General features: G+C 71.6%; 15 protein-coding genes. 7 read left to right on the top strand and 8 right to left on the bottom strand.

Features of this window, described 5'->3' with window-relative positions; genetic code table 11:
• Entirely contained in the window at positions 1-1,425 is a 1,425-nt protein-coding gene (locus AC6I72_RS17250; RefSeq protein ID WP_498001753.1) for a sensor histidine kinase, read from the bottom strand.
• A gap of 213 nt (positions 1,426-1,638) precedes the next feature.
• On the opposite strand from AC6I72_RS17250, the gene phoU reads away from it, so the two are divergent.
• From phoU to AC6I72_RS17235, 3 genes are all read left to right on the top strand, one after another.
• Complete coding sequence (gene phoU, locus AC6I72_RS17245) at positions 1,639-2,328, top strand: phosphate signaling complex protein PhoU (protein WP_498001752.1); 690 nt, start codon at positions 1,639-1,641, stop codon at positions 2,326-2,328.
• Between the two features lie 741 nt (positions 2,329-3,069).
• A complete protein-coding gene (locus AC6I72_RS17240; protein ID WP_498001751.1) occupies positions 3,070-3,588 on the top strand; it encodes a lamin tail domain-containing protein in 519 nt (172 codons plus the stop codon).
• Between the two features lie 533 nt (positions 3,589-4,121).
• A complete protein-coding gene (locus AC6I72_RS17235; RefSeq protein WP_498001750.1) occupies positions 4,122-6,560 on the top strand; it encodes an ATP-binding cassette domain-containing protein in 2,439 nt (812 codons plus the stop codon).
• A 27-nt stretch (positions 6,561-6,587) separates the two neighbouring features.
• On the opposite strand, the gene AC6I72_RS17230 is transcribed toward AC6I72_RS17235, so the two are convergent.
• The 3 genes from AC6I72_RS17230 to AC6I72_RS17220 form a co-directional block, all read right to left on the bottom strand.
• A complete protein-coding gene (locus AC6I72_RS17230; RefSeq protein WP_498001748.1) occupies positions 6,588-7,418 on the bottom strand; it encodes a S1 family peptidase in 831 nt (276 codons plus the stop codon).
• 304 nt (positions 7,419-7,722) lie between these two features.
• A complete protein-coding gene (locus tag AC6I72_RS17225; protein WP_498001746.1) occupies positions 7,723-8,166 on the bottom strand; it encodes a hypothetical protein in 444 nt (147 codons plus the stop codon).
• A gap of 99 nt (positions 8,167-8,265) precedes the next feature.
• Complete coding sequence (locus AC6I72_RS17220; protein ID WP_498001745.1) at positions 8,266-9,030, bottom strand: GntR family transcriptional regulator; 765 nt, start codon at positions 9,028-9,030, stop codon at positions 8,266-8,268.
• 331 nt (positions 9,031-9,361) lie between these two features.
• Here AC6I72_RS17220 and AC6I72_RS17215 point away from each other — a divergent pair, with 331 nt between their 5' ends.
• Entirely contained in the window at positions 9,362-9,757 is a 396-nt protein-coding gene (locus AC6I72_RS17215) for an ATP-binding protein (protein ID WP_498001743.1), read from the top strand.
• 1,073 nt (positions 9,758-10,830) lie between these two features.
• Here the strand turns inward: AC6I72_RS17215 and AC6I72_RS17210 are convergent.
• Positions 10,831-11,592 (bottom strand): phosphoglyceromutase, encoded by a 762-nt coding sequence (locus AC6I72_RS17210; RefSeq protein ID WP_498001741.1) that lies wholly within the window; start codon positions 11,590-11,592, stop codon positions 10,831-10,833.
• 217 nt (positions 11,593-11,809) lie between these two features.
• Here AC6I72_RS17210 and AC6I72_RS17205 point away from each other — a divergent pair, with 217 nt between their 5' ends.
• Positions 11,810-13,099: an MDR family MFS transporter gene (locus tag AC6I72_RS17205; RefSeq protein WP_498001740.1), complete on the top strand. Its 1,290-nt coding sequence runs from the start codon at positions 11,810-11,812 to the stop codon at positions 13,097-13,099.
• A 44-nt stretch (positions 13,100-13,143) separates the two neighbouring features.
• Here AC6I72_RS17205 and AC6I72_RS17200 read toward each other — a convergent pair whose 3' ends face one another.
• The gene (locus tag AC6I72_RS17200) at positions 13,144-13,659 is read right to left on the bottom strand and encodes a DUF2000 family protein (RefSeq protein WP_498001739.1); all 516 of its coding nucleotides are present in this window, start codon (positions 13,657-13,659) and stop codon (positions 13,144-13,146) included.
• A gap of 49 nt (positions 13,660-13,708) precedes the next feature.
• Here AC6I72_RS17200 and AC6I72_RS17195 point away from each other — a divergent pair, with 49 nt between their 5' ends.
• Positions 13,709-14,527: a helix-turn-helix transcriptional regulator gene (locus tag AC6I72_RS17195; RefSeq protein WP_498001738.1), complete on the top strand. Its 819-nt coding sequence runs from the start codon at positions 13,709-13,711 to the stop codon at positions 14,525-14,527.
• A gap of 27 nt (positions 14,528-14,554) precedes the next feature.
• On the opposite strand, the gene AC6I72_RS17190 is transcribed toward AC6I72_RS17195, so the two are convergent.
• Positions 14,555-15,064, bottom strand: a complete 510-nt coding sequence (locus AC6I72_RS17190) for a type III secretion system chaperone family protein (protein WP_498001736.1) — start codon at positions 15,062-15,064, stop codon at positions 14,555-14,557.
• Positions 15,057-16,394 (bottom strand): D-inositol-3-phosphate glycosyltransferase, encoded by a 1,338-nt coding sequence (gene mshA, locus AC6I72_RS17185; RefSeq protein ID WP_037857120.1) that lies wholly within the window; start codon positions 16,392-16,394, stop codon positions 15,057-15,059. The genes AC6I72_RS17190 and mshA overlap by 8 nt, the downstream gene beginning before the upstream one ends.
• Positions 16,395-16,696: 302 nt before the next feature.
• Here mshA and AC6I72_RS17180 point away from each other — a divergent pair, with 302 nt between their 5' ends.
• Positions 16,697-17,545, top strand: a complete 849-nt coding sequence (locus AC6I72_RS17180) for a class I SAM-dependent methyltransferase (RefSeq protein ID WP_498001735.1) — start codon at positions 16,697-16,699, stop codon at positions 17,543-17,545.
• Positions 17,546-17,565: the final 20 nt, after the last annotated feature.

The following is a 17,565-nucleotide window of genomic DNA, read 5'->3' as shown; positions in this document are numbered from 1 at the left end:
TCACGAAAGGACCTCCGGGGCGGTAAACGGTTCGTACGGTGACGACTGTGATGACGGCGATGTCTGCGCTGACGGCGCCTTCGAGGGCTGTGCGTGCTGTGCCGGCGGTGCGGTCCGGGCGGACTGCGCGGTCCGGGAGGACGGTGAGGTCCGGGAGGACCGTGATGATGACGACGGGGAGGACGGGGAGGACGCCGTGCGGGGCCGTCCGGTTGCGGCCTCCTCGTCGAGAGCCGGGTGTTCCTGCGCGCGGTCCCGGTCGCGTGCCTGGCGGCCCGCCGCGGCCTCCGGCAGCCGCAGCGTGAAGGTGGACCCCTGTCCCTCGGCGCTCCACACCGTGACCTCCCCGCCGTGCGAGGCGACCACGTGTTTGACGATCGCGAGGCCCAGGCCGGTGCCGCCGGTCGCCCGTGAGCGGGCCGGGTCCACGCGGTAGAAGCGCTCGAAGATGCGCTCCTTGTCCTTGTCGGAGATGCCGATGCCCTGGTCGGTGACGGCGATCTCGACGAGGTCCCCGCCCGGCACGGTGATCCTGCGGGCGGCGATGCCGACGCGGGTGCGGGCCGGGGAGTAGTTGACGGCGTTCTCGACGAGGTTGCCGAGGGCCGCGGCGAGCTGGCCTCGGTTGCCCCAGACCCGCAGGTCGGCGGTGCCACCGGTGGCCATGGTGATCTGCTTGGTGCCGGCCTGGTGGCGGCAGCGGTCGATGGCCTCGGCGACGAGTTCGTCGACGCGGACCGGCTCGGCGTCCTCCAGGGGGTCGTCGTTCTGCACCCGGGAGAGGTCGATCAGCTCCTGGACCAGGTTGGTCAGGCGGGTCGCCTCGATCTGCATGCGTCCGGCGAAGCGCTGCACGGCCTCGGGCTCGTCCGAGGCGTCCATGACGGCCTCGGAGAGGAGGGAGAGCGCGCCGACGGGCGTCTTCAGCTCGTGGCTCACGTTGGCGACGAAGTCGCGTCGTACGGCCTCGATCCGGCGGGCCTCGGTCAGGTCCTCGACGAGCAGCAGCACCAGACGCGACCCCAGCGGCGCCACGCGGGCGGAGACCGCGAGGGCCTCGCCGCGCCCGGTGCCGCGCCGCGGCAGGTCCAGTTCGACCTGCCGTATCTCCCCGTCCCGCCGGGTGTCGCGGGCCATCTGGAGCATGGGCTCCACGGCCAGCTTGCCGCCGCGGACCAGCCCGAGGGCGTACGCGGCGGAGCTGGCCTTGACGACGGCGTCGGCCTCGTCGAGGACGACGGCGGAGGAGCGCAGCACGGACAGGACCGTGTCCACGCCGGGCGGCAGCACCGCGTCGGTGTGCAGCGAGGTACGCGTCGGACGCTTCTGCTCCCGTTCACTGAAGCGGAACGCCAGCATGGCGATCACACCGGTGAGCACTCCGGCGATCGCTGCCGCTGCGGCGACCGCCGCGTTCACGTCCATGCGACCAGGTTAGGCATGGGGTACGTCCTGCCCGCACCCGTCCGGGTGCGACCTCGAACACTCGTCGCCCAGAGTTCACCTTGGAGCCAGCGACGGTTCACTTGAGGTGACGGAAACGGACGCGTACGGGCCGGAACGTGGGAGCGTGGGGATCGCACCCCCGACTGGCACCCCTGGCCGGCACGAACGAAGACGTACGAGAGGGAACCGACGATGCGGGACGCGTACCACGAGGAACTGGACTCGATCGGCGACGGACTGGTGGAGATGGCCCGGCTGGTCGGGTCGGCCATCGGGCGCGCCACGACCGCCATCCTCGACGCCGATCTGAAGCTGGCCGAGAGCGTGATCGAGGCCGACCAGAAGGTCGACGAACTCCACCACGACCTGGAGGCCCGGGCCATAGCCCTGCTGGCCCGGCAGCAGCCGGTGGCGACGGACCTGCGGATCGTCGTCACCTCGCTGCGGATGTCCGCGGACCTGGAGCGCTCCGGCGATCTGGCCCAGCACGTGGCGAAGCTGGCGCGGCTGCGCTTCCCGGAGCGGGCGGTCCCGCAGGACCTGCACGCCACCATCCTGGAGATGGGGCAGCTCGCCCAGCGTCTGATGGCGAAGGCCGCCGAGGTGATCGTCACCAAGGACGTCGACCTGGCCCTCCAGCTGGAGCAGGACGACGACGAGATGGACCTGCTGCACCGCACCCTCTTCCAGCACCTGATCGACGACCGCTGGAAGCACGGCATCGAGACCGCCGTGGACGTCACCCTGCTCGGCCGCTACTACGAGCGGTACGCCGACCACGCGGTGGCGGTGGCCAAGCGCGTGGTCTACCTCGTCACGGGCGAGCACGCCGACGATCTCCAGCAGGACATCCAGCCGGTGACGAAGGTCGACGGGGCCTGAGCGGACGGCCGGCGGCGGGCGGCGGACCCGGGCGGCGTCGGTCCCGGGCGGCGGGCGATGACCTGGGGCAGCCGGCGGACCCGGGCGGCGGATGGTGAGCCGCGGTCCCGGGGGCCAGGGTCCGGGGGCGGGGGAACGAGCCACTGTGCGCCGTTGATGCGCCCGGCGGAACGGGCATGGAATGGGCGAAGGCACCAGCCTCTAGGAGGACCCATGGCCGAATCCCCCAGCACTGCCCCCGACCCCGCCCGGAACCGTGAGACCGAGCAGCCCGCCGAGCCCAGGCGCCTCCCGCTCCTCGCAGCCTGCGGCTGCGGCTCGGGCTGCGGCTGCGGCTGCCAGTCGGGCGGCCCCTGCCAGTGCGGCTGACAGGACGACTCGACGCGGGGCCCCGGCGATGCCGCCGGGGCCCCGCGTCACGTGTGGGTCCGTTCCCGAGGGGGCGGCGCCCGGCCCCCTCTCCGTTACCCACTTTGGGGTGACGCCCCCGGCGCGCGCGGGGACTTCGCACCCGTCGGGGCGTCAGAAACAACAGAGGACACCTGGATGGGCAATACACCCGAGAGTCACAGAAATATGGTCAATCGGTAACACAGTGCGCGCACTGCCCGCATGTCGTTGCAGACCGGACAAAGTGTGGGGGCGCGGCCGGCCCGGCCGCCACCGCACACCGCACACCGCTCCGCGCGGCCCGGTTCCGCGCCCGGCGGGTGCTCGTACCAGCAGGGAGAGCCTGTGTCCGTGTCCGTTTCCGTCTCCTGGACCGCCCGCCGCCTGACCGCGGCCGCCGTCGCGGCCGGTGCCTTGATCGGGATGGCGGCACTGCCCGCGTCCGCGGCCGACCACGCCCCGCACCACACGCACCGCCAGGGCGTGATGATCAGCGGCGTCCACCTCGACAACAGGGACCGCGCCCACCACTTCGCCCGTGCGCTGAACACGGAGTGGGTGGAGATCACCAACAACAGCCGCCGCGACGTCGACCTCGACGGATGGACGCTGGCCGACGAGCACGGCCACACCTACACCTTCCGCCACTACCGTCTCGACGGCCGCGCCACGGTCCGCGTCCACACCGGCTACGGCCACGACACCAGCCGTGACCTCTACCAGGACCGCCGCGTCTCCGTCTGGGACCGGCGCGACACGGCCACCCTGCGCAACGACCACCACCGCTTCGTCGACTCCGTCAGCTGGGGCGGCGACCGCCACGGCGACCAGCACCGCGACGGCCGGCACCGCGGGGACCACCGCCGCTGATCCGGACGGCACGCGGCCGGTCCTGAGCCCCCTCTCCTCCACCGGGAACCCGGGAAGCACGGAGAGGGGGCTCCTCCGCGTCCGTGCGACCCGGGGGGCGGGTCCGGGGAAGACGGACGCGCCACAAGGGAAACGGCGGACGAGGGAACGCGGCGAAGGAGGCGGACCGCGTCCGGCACCCGGGGGGAATTGGCAGGGAGACCGCACGACCCACACGGGGGTCCTCGGCGCCGCCTCGCTCTACGCCGGCACCGCGTTCGGCCTGGGCACGCGGAACCTCCTGGTGGGGCCAGGGCCGCCGCACCGGGGCCCGTGCCCCCACCCGGCACCTGACGGCCCGCACCGCCCGGCCGCCCCCGGCCCCGACCCCGACCCCGACCCCGACCCCGACCGATCCTGGCCGTCTCCGACCGGCCCCGACCGGCTCCAACCGGTCAGGAATCGAGAAGCGCGCCCGCGCGGCCCGCGGTTACCGTGGCGGCGACGGACACCACGGCGGGACGCGCCGGCGGACGGCAACGGACGGAGACACGATGAGCACGGTCACGAGGACGGACGGCGACACCGGCGGCCGGCGCTCCCCCTCCTCCGGGTCCGCCCCCTCCGCCCGGCCGTCCGCGCCGCACACCGCCGACAGCCACGACCTGATCCGCGTGCACGGCGCGCGAGAGAACAACCTCAAGGACGTGAGCGTCGAGATCCCCAAGCGCCGGCTGACGGTCTTCACCGGCGTCTCCGGGTCGGGCAAGAGTTCCCTGGTGTTCGGCACCATCGCCGCGGAGTCGCAGCGCCTCATCAACGAGACGTACAGCACGTTCGTCCAGGGCTTCATGCCGACGCTCGCCCGGCCCGAGGTCGACGTGCTCGACGGGCTGACGACCGCGATCATCGTCGACCAGCAGCGGATGGGCGCCGACCCCCGCTCCACGGTCGGCACCGCGACGGACGCCAACGCCATGCTGCGCATCCTCTTCAGCCGGCTCGGCGAGCCGCACCTCGGCTCGCCCAAGGCGTTCTCCTTCAACGTGGCCTCGATCAGCGGGGCGGGCGCGGTCACCGTCCAGCGCGGCGGTCAGACGGTGAAGGAGCGCCGCAGCTTCAGCATCACCGGCGGCATGTGTCCGCGCTGCGAGGGCCGGGGCACCGTCTCCGACCTCGACCTCACCCAGCTCTACGACGACTCCAAGTCGCTCTCCGGCGGCGCGCTCACCGTCCCCGGCTACAAGTCGGGCGGCTGGAACCACCGCCTCTACAGCGAGTCGGGCTTCTACGACGCCGACAAGCCGATCCGCGACTTCACCGAGACCGAGCTGCACGACTTCCTGCACCGCGAGCCGACCAGGATGAAGATCGCGGGCATCAACATGACCTACGAAGGTCTGATCCCGCGGATCCAGAAGTCGATGCTCGCCAAGGACAAGGAGGGCATGCAGCCGCACATCCGGGAGTTCGTGGACCGCGCGGTCACCTTCACCGCCTGCCCCGAGTGCGAGGGCACCCGGCTCAGCGAGGCGGCCCGCTCCTCGCGGATCGCCGGGGTGAACATCGCGGACGCCTGCGCGATGCAGATCAGCGACCTGGCCGCCTGGGTCCGCGGCCTGAGCGAGCCGACGGTGGCGCCGCTGCTGGCCGCGCTCCGGCAGACCCTGGACTCGTTCGTGGAGATCGGCCTCGGCTACCTCTCGCTGGACCGCCCGGCGGGCACCCTCTCCGGCGGTGAGGCCCAGCGCGTCAAGATGATCCGCCACCTCGGCTCCTCGCTCACCGACGTCACGTACGTCTTCGACGAGCCCACCACCGGCCTGCACCCGCACGACATCCAGCGGATGAACAACCTGCTGCTCCGGCTGCGGGACAAGGGCAACACGGTGCTGGTAGTGGAGCACAAGCCGGAGGTGATCGCGATCGCCGACCACGTCGTCGACCTCGGTCCCGGCGCGGGCGCGGCGGGCGGTGCGGTCTGCTTCGAGGGCTCGGTCGAGGGGCTGCGGGCGGCCGGCACCGTCACCGGACGCCACCTCGACGACCGGGCCGCGCTGAAGAAGACGGTGCGCGAGCCCACCGGCACGCTGGAGATCCGCGGCGCGCACGCGCACAACCTGCGCGACGTCGACGTGGACATCCCGCTCGGTGTGCTCTGCGTGGTCACCGGCGTGGCCGGGTCCGGGAAAAGCTCGCTCGTGCACGGATCGATCCCGGCCGGGGCGGGCGTGATCTCGGTCGACCAGACCCCGATCCGCGGCTCGCGCCGCAGCAACCCGGCGACGTACACCGGACTGCTCGACCCGATCCGCAAGGCGTTCGCCAAGGCCAACGGCGTCAAGCCCGCCCTGTTCAGCGCGAACTCCGAGGGTGCCTGCCCCACCTGCAACGGCGCCGGCGTCATCTACACCGACCTCGCCGTGATGGCCGGGGTCGCCACCACTTGCGAGGAGTGCGAGGGCAAGCGCTTCGAGGCGTCCGTCCTCGGCCACCGCCTCGGCGGCCGTGACATCAGCGAGGTGCTCGCGATGCCGGTCGAGGAGGCCGAGGAGTTCTTCGCCGCGGGCGAGGCCCGCACCCCCGCCGCTCACCGGATCCTCCAGCGGATGTCCGACGTGGGCCTCGGCTACCTCACCCTCGGCCAGCCCCTCACCACCCTGTCCGGCGGCGAGCGCCAGCGCCTCAAACTCGCCACCCACATGGGCGACAAGGGCGGCGTCTACGTCCTCGACGAGCCGACCGCCGGCCTCCACCTGGCCGACGTCGAACAGCTCCTCGGCCTGCTCGACCGCCTCGTCGACGCCGGCAAGTCGGTGATCGTCGTCGAACACCACCAGGCGGTCATGGCCCACGCCGACTGGCTCATCGACCTCGGCCCGGGCGCGGGCCACGACGGCGGCCGGGTCGTCTTCGAGGGCACACCGGCGGACCTGGTCACCGCGCGCTCCACTGTGACGGGGGAGCATCTGGCGCGGTACGTGGGTGCCTGAGCGGATCCGGCGGGGCCGCTTCCCCGGTCAGGCCTTGTCCTTGAGGACCTTCCGCACCCAGTCCGCGTAGGCCGGAGCGCTGGTGTAGAGCCCGGGTCCGTCGGAGCAGGCGACGCCCGGGGCACCGGGACCCGATGTCACGCCCACGAGTTCCCAGCGCCCGCTCCGGCCACGCTGGAGCTGCGGCCCGCCGGAGTCCCCGAAGCAGGCCATGGCGTGCGGGACCCGGCTGATGGTGCACAGCCGCGAGTCGTTCGCGTACCCGGGGGCGCACTCGGCCGTGGTTCCCAGCCGGGTCTCCAGTTCCTGCAACCGGTCCGGGAAGACCGCGTCGGGCAGCTGCGTGATGTCCTTGACAGTGCCGAAGCCCAGGAGCCGGGTCGGGGTGCCGGGCTCCCCGGCCCGCCCCGCGATCCGGACGGGCTTCTCACCGACCGGCCGGTCGAGCCGGATCAACGCGACGTCGTCCTTGTTCGGTGCCGCTCCCTGGCCGTTCACGTACCCGGGGTGCACCACGATCTTCCCGATCTTCCGCACGGTGCCGCCGGACTGACGGTGCGCACTGCCGATCCGGACGATCCCCTTCAGCTCGATCTCCGGCTCGGCCACGCAGTGGGCCGCCGTCAGCACCCACTGCCGGTCGATCAGGGACGCCCCGCAGATGCCGTCGTCCAGCCCCGCCGACGGGGCGGTCTCCGGGATCGTCGCCATGAACGGGTAACGCTCGGTGGAATCCGTCCCGTTGACGATCGCCTGGGCACTGCCGTTCATGGTGGCGGCACACGCCGCGGCGGCGAGAGCGACGACAGCGGCGGCCCGCGCGGTACGACGGCGCGCCGCCCACTTCAAGCTGAACACGAAGGATCCCTTCCCTGGAGGCTGTGAACACCTCCAGCCTCCGCTGTATCCCTCCCCCGAACCATCCGGCGGCCTGCCCGGTCCACGGTGGGGATAACCCCCTGCTCACGGGGGTGACAGCCCCAGACGGGATCTGCCGGTGACGCTCTGATCCAGGGTCTCCGCCTCGACCACTTCGATCACTGAGGTCCGCGCCCGGTGCCGTCATCCGGCTGCCTCGAACGGGTTGCTGCTCGGCCTTGTGGCTTCGCCTGGTACGGGAGACCGCTCGCCTCGGCTCGGCTGCGCGCGTCCGACGGCCGAGTCAGGAAGGCTCGGGCGACTCCCCGGGCGGCCACTCGGCCAGGCGAGCACGGGCTTCCTGCGCGATGACCGGCCACGGGTCGTCAGCAAGACGCGCGACTGCCGAGCGCGGTGAGCGGGGATGACCTGCGACGAGCCTTCGCACCGAGTCATGCGCATCGCCGGCCAACCGTTCCAACAGCTCAGACGGGCAGTTGCGCTTGCTCGCCACCCGGTTGCGGACCCGCCAGTCGGCATCCTCGATCAGCTCGGCCAGGATCTCCGGCGGGGCCGTCCTGTTGTGCGCGACCCAAAAACGCATGTCGGGATGGTTGCGCACCAGATCCCACCAGACCGCCGGCGGCAAGGGCGCCCAGGCCGAGCGGTTGGACTCCGCCGGATCCTCGCTGCGTCGGAGCCGGATGAACTCCTCCACGGAGGTGATCTCAGAGAAACGGTCGGCCATGACAGACAGTAAGTCACGCTGCCCGGGTCAGGCGTCAAGCATCATCTGACGCTGAACCGCCGGGCATCGAGCGGGGTTCCGCACGTCTACACGGACAGTTCACGGGGTCGCGTCGAAGTCGTACTCCAGGACGTACGAGGCCGCGTCCAGGATCATCTCGTTGACCTCGACGGGGTCGCCCTCGGCCGTGAAGGCGGTGCGGCAGATGAGGATGACCGGGATGCCCGTGGACATGCTCAGCTGCGCGGCCTCGTCCTTCGACGGCATGCGGGAGCGGATCTCTTCGCGGAAGTGCACCGGTCCGTATCCGAGTTCGGCGAGCCTGGCGTAGGTTCCGCCCGGACCGGTGTCCTCCTGGGTGATCGCGGATCCGGCCACCAGCGCCATGGGGAGATAACTCGTCACCAGCAGGACGGGCTTGTCGTCCAGGACGAAGCGCCGGCGCCTCACACATGCCGTCGCGTCGTCGGAGAGGCTCAGGACTGTCCTGATGCGGTCGGGCGCCGCCTCCTCGGACACGGTGACCTGGTCGACCTCAAGAGCCCGGTCGTCGATGTCCGCTGACCAGATGGAACGGCCGCTGCCCCACTGTTCGCGGTTCAGCCGGTCGATGCTCCGGCGCCGGATCGGGCGGAAGGCCCGGACGAACACGCCGGCGCCCTTGCGGGCTTCGGCGACGCCTTCGTCCCGCAGGACGCCGAGAGCTTGGCGGGCGGTCATGCGAGCCACCCCGTACCTGGTCATGAGGTCGTTCTCTCCCGGAAGCCGATCACCGGGACCGTACTCGCCCGACCGGATCGCCTCGCGCAGAAAGTCCGCGATCCGTTGGTACTTGGGCTGACGGTCGTCGTCGGTAGTCGCCATTCCGGAACCCTCCTCGCCTCTCTAGACACCCTAGGCCATAGGTCCGGGGGATCGCTTGCTGGGCGTAATCACAGCCGCGAGGCCCAGCCCCTTGAAAGGTCCCACCCGGCCCGCCGATTGACATCTCTAGACACATACTGGGAGGGTAGATGTCTAGAGATGCCGCGTCCGAACTCTCTGCTCGAAGGGGGCTGCGTGCCGTCGTTCGGCATCTGCACCCGCCAAGAGGCGGCCGGGCCGTCATCGAAATCTGTAGGTGCCGATCGAGACGCTTCGACGGCCGGAACAGCGCTGTCGTGGTCACGACGGCAACGGCAAGGGGTGAGTGCGGATGACCTTTGTCATCGACCGGTCTCCCTGTGAGGAGTCACCGCGGCTCGGCATGATGCTCTTACGGCCGACTCCCGAGTCCGCCCCCCGAGCGCGACGCTGGTTCCGGAGGTTCATCGCCCCCTACCGGCCGCTCTGCTCGATCGACGACTGCGTGCTGATGGTCTCGGAGCTGGTGACCGACGCCGTTCTTCACGGACGGTCCGACGCGGCGTGGCTCGTACGGGTCGAGTGGTTCCGGGCAGGGCCCTCGCTCCGGGTGGTGGTGCACAATCCGGGACTCCCGGCGAGCGTGCGCCTCCGCCGGCCGGACACCGACGACCCGCACGGACGGGGTCTCCTCCTGGTCGACGCACTCGCCGCATCCTGGCGATCCGCTCCGAGCCCCTTCTGGTAGTTCGCTCGAAGACTCGGCCGACACCCAGCGTGCGGCGCCGTGCAATCGCTGGGTAGGGCGCAGAGCCAGCGGTGTGGAGGCTCCGTGCGCGCGAGTCGGTACATCACGTCGCGCGTACACCTGTTCGACCAAGTGCTGGTGCTCCAGCAGACTGGGATACGGTCCCTCGCGCTCCTACCGGTATGGCGCGCATGGTCGCTCAAGGCCGTCTGCGTCCAACCTCGCTTACGTCAGTTGGTGATGTCAGGTTGGATGGCCCGAGGGAGGCGTGGATACCGGCGCTCGGCGCAGCCGGCGTCATCGCCGTGCACGAGCGTTCTACAGCGAAAGCTGGTCAGATTAGACGTAGTCCGCTTCTAATTCCGCTTCACCATTTAGCGAAGCAACTATCCGGGATAGCTGTCAGCCCTGAAAATAACAGGCCCGTTAGCTATCTTTCACGGCAGATAGATAAGTCATCGAGAGTACTTCGTCACGAGTAGCTGCCGAGCCGGTTGCCCGTGATCAGTATTCTGATGCATTAGCCCGCTGACCTGGGATGATGACCCCTCCACGGAAGACCTGCCCCTTCCGCGGAAGGAAGCTGGCCGCGCCACCCGAGAAGGGCCCTCGAACCCCCGAAGAAGGACAGAGTGAAACCCAAGGAAGACCCTTGGCAGGGAATTTGTGGAGATCCCTCGACAGGGGGTAGCGTCCTGCTTGCCGAATGGTGAGAGCCACCCCGGGCATGGGGTGGCTCTCGTCTCCTTCGGCGCATTGCAAGATCCGTAGCAGGATGCCGAAACGCACAACTGGAGAAGGATATGTTGTCACGCCCTGGCCTTGCGCTCTACCTGGCGCCCCGAGAGCTCCCGTTCATCCTCGTGGGCGGCGCGATCGGCTCTCTCGGCGTCTGGTCCGCAGCACCGGTGGCGGCCGCTGCCGCGACGGCGTTCCTGGTGGCTTTCCAGGTGAAGGCCGAGGTCCTCACGAAGCCTCGCTCGTGACCGAACACGGCCCGGCGACGGCCCAGAGGTAGCGAAAAGCCCCCTCCCAGCGGAAAACCCGCGGGCAGGGGGCTTACTCGTGGGCGCTTACTTCTTCTTGCCCTGGTTCTTCACGGCCTCGATCGCTGCCGCTGCCGCGTCCGGGTCGAGGTAGGTGCCGCCCGGGGTGACGGGGCGGAAGTCCGCGTCGAGTTCGTAGGAGAGGGGGATGCCCGTGGGGATGTTGAGGCCGGCGATGTCGGCGTCGGAGATCTGGTCGAGGTGCTTGACCAGGGCGCGCAGGCTGTTGCCGTGGGCGGCGACCAGAACCGTGCGGCCGGTGAGGAGGTCGGGGACGATGCTGTCGAACCAGTACGGCAGCATGCGGACGACGACGTCCTTCAGGCACTCCGTCTGGGGGCGCAGCTCCGGCGGGAGGGTCGAGTAGCGCGGGTCGGAGAACTGGGAGAACTCCGCGTCACGGGCCAGCGGGGGCGGCGGGGTGTCGTAGGAGCGGCGCCAGAGCATGAACTGCTCCTCGCCGAACTCCTCCAGGGTCTGGGCCTTGTCCTTGCCCTGCAGGGCGCCGTAGTGGCGCTCGTTCAGGCGCCAGGAGCGGTGGACGGGGATCCAGTGGCGGTCGGCGGCCTCCAGGGCGAGCTGGGCCGTGCGGATCGCGCGCTTCTGGACGGACGTGTGGACCACGTCGGGCAGCAGGCCGGCGTCCTTGAGCAGCTCACCGCCGCGGACCGCCTCCTTCTCGCCCTTCTCGTTGAGGTTGACGTCCACCCAGCCGGTGAACAGGTTCTTCGCGTTCCACTCGCTCTCGCCGTGGCGGAGGAGGATCAGCTTGTACGGTGCGTCGGCCATGCATCCGAGCCTAATCCACGCATTCGGCGCGCCGCCCGTGCGCCCGGCAGGCGGACAGACGCACCGCGAGGCAGACGGTGGGACGGACCGCCGTACGGCGACAGTTGACTGCTTCTGTTAATTGACTGGTTGGCCGTCCGGCTGTGCTCGTAAGTTGTGCGTACGGCAGCGCGTAAGTCGCGCTTTCCGCACCAGGCACTTACATCGGGGGTCGTCCATGTCCGTCACCAGTCTCAGACGCGCCGCCCGCGAGACCGTCTCCGGGCTGCCCCGCGAGTTCTGGTGGCTGTGGACGAGCACCCTGGTCAACCGGCTCGGTGCCTTCGTCGCCACGTTCATGGCGCTGTACCTCACGCTCGACCGCGGGTACTCCGCCTCCTACGCCGGTCTCGTCGCCTCGCTGCACGGGCTCGGCGGGGTCGTCTCCTCCCTCGGTGGCGGCGTGATGGCCGACCGGCTGGGGCGGCGGCCCACCCTGCTCGTCGCGCAGGCCGCGACGGCCGTCTTCGTCGCGCTGCTCGGCTTCGTGCACGATCCGGTCGCCATCGCCGCCGTCGCCTTCCTCGTCGGCATGGCCTCCAACGCCTCGCGGCCCGCCGTGCAGGCGATGATGGCGGACATCGTGCGGCCCGAGGACCGGGTCCGGGCGTTCTCCCTGAACTACTGGGCGATCAACCTCGGTTTCGCCGTCTCCTCCATGGCCGCCGGCTTCATCGCCGAGTTCAGCTATCTCGCCGGGTTCCTCATCGAGGCCGGGATGACCATGGCCTGCGCGGTCGTCGTGTTCCTGAAGCTGCCCGAGTCCCGGCCCGCCGGTGGCACGCAGGGCGGCAAGGACGGCGCGGAGGCGTCCGTCGGGCTGGCCGCCGTGCTGCGCGACCGGCGCTTCATGGGTGTGGTCGGGCTGTCCTTCCTGGTCGCGCTCGTCTTCCAGCAGGGGTCGGTCGGTCTGCCGGTGGCCATGGGCCGGGCCGGGTTCACGCCCGCCGACTACGGTGTGGCCATCGCCGTCAACGGCATCCTCATCGTCGCCCTCCAGATCCCGGTCACCCGGTTCATCGAGCACCGGGACGCCAAGCGGCTGCTCGTCGTCTCGTCCCTGCTGGCCGGGTACGGGTTCGGGCTGACCGCCTTCGCCGGGTCGGTCGGCGTGTTCGCCCTGACGGTGTGCGTCTGGACGCTGGGCGAGATGATCAACGCCCCCACGCAGACGGGACTCGTCGTCCGCCTCTCCCCCGTGCACGGGCGCGGCCGCTACCAGGGGGTCTACTCCCTGTCCTGGTCGCTCGCCGCCCTCGTGGCCCCGCTGATGTCCGGCGCGGTCATCGACCGGCTCGGCGCGCAGTGGCTGTGGGGGATGTGCGCGGCCGTGGGCATGGTCGCCGCCGTCGGCTACGGGGCGCTGATGCGGAGCCTGCCGAAGGAGGAACCCGTCGCGTTCGCGGAGGGGACGGCGGGGGCCGGCGCGGCTGCCGGGGAGCGGTCCTCCGAGGTCAGTACGGCGTGAGGAACCAGGGGCCGGGGGCGGCCGCCCGCTGAGCCCGGCCCGCCTCACGGGTGCATCCGCGCCCCCTTGAGCACCTTGTCGACCGCGTTCCGCGGGCCGTACACCGCCAGTCCCACCAGGTCCAGGCCGGCGGTCCGCACCGCCCGTACCGCCGCGCGGTTGTCGCGGTCGTTGCCCGTGGCGAAGAGGTCCGAGGTGAACACCGCGCGCGGCAGGGCCCGGGACAGGGTCCTGGCGTGGGCTGCCGTCAGCGTCTCCTTGGTGCCCTCGAAGACCAGCACGGGCTGGCGGAACATCGGCTGGTAGGAGACGTCGTCGGCGTCCTGGTACGGCTGCCCGATCACCTCCGGGACCGTGGTGCCGAGGCCGCTGACCAGGAAGGCGGTCACGTTCAGGCGCTGCCACGTCTCCAGGTCCTCGCGGAGCAGGACGGCGATCTTGGTGTCGAAGCGGACCGGCGCGTCCGGTACCGGCTCGGACGCAGGCCCGGAGGCCGGCCGGGACGTCGGTTCAGAGGGGTTCGGCCGGGAGTTCGGTTCGGGGTTCGGCTCGGAGTTCATGGAGTGAGACTGCCGGGCACCCCGGCACCGGGTCTTGTACGTTCTTTGCGTGGCCGCCGAACTGGCCGGACAGGCCGAAGTCTCCGCCTGGCGACCCCGGGTCGCGGGCGTCGTGGAGGTCTTCCACGCCCATTTCCCCGCGTACTCCTACCCGATGCACGTGCATGACGCGTGGACGCTGCTGATCGTCGACGACGGCGCGGTGCGCTACGACCTGGACCGGCACGAGCACGGCACCCCGCACGACACGGTCTCCCTGCTGCCGCCGCACGTGCCGCACAACGGCTCCCCGGCGGTCCCCGGCGGCTTCCGCAAGCGGGTCGTGTACCTCGACAGCAGCCACCTGGGCGAGGAACTGATCGGGGCGGCCGTGGACGGACCGGACCTGCGCGACCCGGTACTGCGGCGGCGCGTCGGCCGGCTGCACTCCGCGCTCGGGCGCCGTGGTGACGAACTGGAGGCGGAGAGCAGGCTCGCGCTGGTCGGGGAGCGGCTGCGGGACCATCTGCGGCGCCGGCCGGCGGACCCGGGGCAGCGGCAGCGGCCGGACCCCGCGCTCGCCCGGCGGCTGCGCGAACTGCTCGACGCGCGGGTGGTGGACGGCGTCCCGCTGGAGGAGGCCGCGCGGCTGCTGCACGCCCATCCCGCGCACCTGGTAAGGGCGTTCAGCGGCGCGTTCGGCATCGCCCCGCACCAGTACCTGATGTCCCGCCGGGTCGGGCGGGCGCGCCGGCTGCTGCTGGACGGGCTGCCGCCCGGCGAGGTGGCGTCGGTGACCGGGTTCTACGACCAGGCGCACCTCACCCGGCACTTCAAGAAGCTGGTCGGGGTCACCCCCGGGCGCTACCGGGGGCGCGGCGCACGCTGAGCGCCATGCGGCCGGCCGGCCCGGTCCTCAGTCGGCCGGACGCTGGATCAGGTGCGTGAAGGCCTCCAGGTTCCGCGTCGGCTCGCCGCGCGAGACCCGCCACGCGTACTCCTTGCGGATCGCGGAGGCGAAGCCCAGCTCCAGCAGGGTGTTGAAGGCGCCGTCGGCCGCCTCCAGGACCTGCCCGAGCAGCCGGTCGATCTCGTCGGCGGTGACGGAGGCGAGGGAGAGGCGGGCGGTGACGTAGACGTCGCCGAGCCGGTCGACGGCGTAACTGACGCCGTACATCCGCAGGTTGCGTTCCAGGAGCCAGCGGTGGACGCCCGCCTCGTTCTCGTCGGGGTGGCGGACGACGAAGGCGTTGAGGGAGAGGGAGTGACGGCCGACCAGGAAGGAGACGGTCGTGGAGAGTTTGCGGGTGCCGGGGAGCTTGACGACGTAACTGCCGGGCTCGGGGGACTCCCACTCCAGCTCGGTGTCCTCGAAGACGGCTTCGAGAACCTGCCGGGCCTGGCCTGCCTTGTCCGTGTCACCCATGGTGGGAGCGTACGCGACGGCGGTGGGACTGCAGCGCTGCCGTGTACACGTCGGCGGTGGCCGCCGCCGAGGCGTCCCAGCCGAAGGACCGCGCGTGCCGGGCCGCGGCGGCGCCCATCCGGTCCGCGAGGTGCGGGTGGTCGGCGAAGTCGCCCAGTACGCGCGCGTAGGCCGCGGGGTCGTGGCCCTGGACGAGGAAGCCGGTCTCGCCGTCGCGGACGGCCACCGGCAGGCCGCCGACCGCCGCCGCGAGCACCGGTGTGCCGGCCGCCTGCGCCTCTATCGCGACCAGCCCGAAGGACTCGCTGTAGGAGGGCATGACCAGCACGGAGGCGGCCCGGAACCAGTCGGCGAGCTGCTCCTGCCCCACGGGCGGGCGGAACCGTACGACGTCGGCGATGCCCAGGCGGGCCGCCAGCTTCTGCAGGCCCTCGGGCTTGGCGAGGCCGCTGCCGCTGGGGCCGCCCACTATCGGGACGACGATGCGCGAGCGCAGGTCGGGACGCTCGCCGAGGAGCACGCCCACGGCCCTGAGCAGCACGTCGGGGGCCTTGAGGGGCTGGATGCGGCCGGCGAAGAGCGGGATCAGGGCGTCCTGCGGGAGGCCGAGGCGGGCGCGGGCGGCGGCGCGGCCGTCGGCGGGGCGGAAACGGTCGAGGTTCACCCCGGGGTGGACCACGGCGACCTTGGCCGGGTCGGCGGTGTAGTGCCGTACCAGTTCCTCGGCCTCGTCGTCGGTGTTGGCGATCAGCCGGTCGGAGGCCGCGACGATCTGGGTCTCCCCGATGACCCGGGCGGCGGGCTCGGGCGTGTCCCCCTCGGCCAGGTTGGCGTTCTTGACCTTGGCCATGGTGTGCATGGCGTGCACCAGGGGCACGCCCCAGCGCTGGGCGGCGAGCCAGCCGACGTGCCCGGAGAGCCAGTAGTGCGAGTGCACCAGGTCGTAGTAGCCGGGGCGGTGACCGGCCCAGGCCTGCATCACGCCGTGGGTGAAGGCGCACAGCTGGGCCGGGAGGTCCTCCTTGGCCAGGCCCTCGTAGGGGCCGGCGTCGACATGGCGGACGAGGACTCCGGGCGCGAGGTCGACGCGGGGCGGCAGGCCGCCGGCGGTGGCCCGGGTGAAGATCTCCACCTCGACGCCCTGGTCGGCCAGGCGCTGGGCCAGCTCGACGATGTAGACGTTCATGCCGCCCGCGTCGCCCGTGCCGGGCTGGTGGAGCGGCGAGGTGTGCACGGAGAGCATCGCGACGCGCCGGGGCCTGCGGGACAGCCGCAGCCGCGCGGGAGCCGGTGAAGAGCGGCGCCCGAGCCTGCCGACGTACTGGCTCACGTGGCGTTCCTCCTTGCTGCGGGCATGCCGGACCCGGGACGCGGTGCGCCCTTCAGGGGGCAACGCCGTGAGCGGCGCCGCCATTTCCACCGCCGGGCTCTTTGCTCAATCATTACCGAATCTCGCTCAACCGTTCGATGGCGGGGTGCGTACCGGGCGGGCGCCCGCCGTCGGACCACCCCCCAAGGCCCGGCGGAAGCCCGGCTCCCGGGGGATGCTGCGGAATCCCGGGGCAGCCTCCGCAGAGCCCGGGGGGAATGCGGCGTCCGTCGGAGTGCGAGTGCCCCCATACCCTCGTATCCATGACATCCCGCGCAGCGACCCGCCCGCCCTCCCGGCTCCGCCCGAGCGGCGGGAGCGCCGTGGTGGGCACGGTGACGCGCGGGACGACCAATCCCAACCGGCTGCGCCGCATGGACCGCTGGATCACGGCCGTGCACGGCGCCGAGCTGCGCCGCGCCGCCGATCCCGTGGCCGTCGACCTCGGTTACGGCGCCGCGCCCTGGACGGCCGTCGAACTGCTCCAGCGGCTGCGCACCGCGGCTCCCCGCGCGCGCGTGGTCGGCGTCGAGATCGAACCGGCCCGGGTCGCCGCAGCGCTCCCCTACGAGCGCGAGGGCCTGGTCTTCCGGCACGGCGGCTTCGAGGTGCCCCTGCCGCAGCGCCCGCAGCTCATCCGCGCGGCGAACGTGCTGCGGCAGTACGACGAGTCCGAGGTCGCGGGCGTCTGGGAGCGGCTGTGCGCGCGGCTCGCCCCGGCGGACGGGCACACGCGCGGGGGCCTGCTCGTGGAGGGCACCTGCGACGAGATCGGCCGCCGGCACGTGTGGGTCGCCCTGGGCCCGGAAGGACCCCGGACGGTCACCTTCGCCACCCGCCTCGGCTCCCTGCACCGCCCCTCGGACCTCGCCGAACGCCTCCCGAAGGCACTCATCCACCGCAACGTCCCGGGCGAGCCGGTGCACGCGTTCCTGCGCGACTTCGACCGCGCCTGGGCGGCCGCCGCGCCCTACGCCTCCTACGGGGCCCGGCAGCGGTGGATCCGCGCCGTGCGCGACCTGGCGGCGGCCTGGCCGGTGACGGACGGGCCCGCGCGCTGGCGGCAGGGCGAAGTCACGGTGGCCTGGGGGGCGTTGGCGCCGCGCGGCTGACGGGAGGGACCGGCGGGGAA

The organism is Streptomyces sp. Xyl84 (assembly GCF_059731885.1).
Note: the sequence above shows the minus strand (reverse complement) of the source record. Positions and strands in the feature narration are given on the sequence as shown.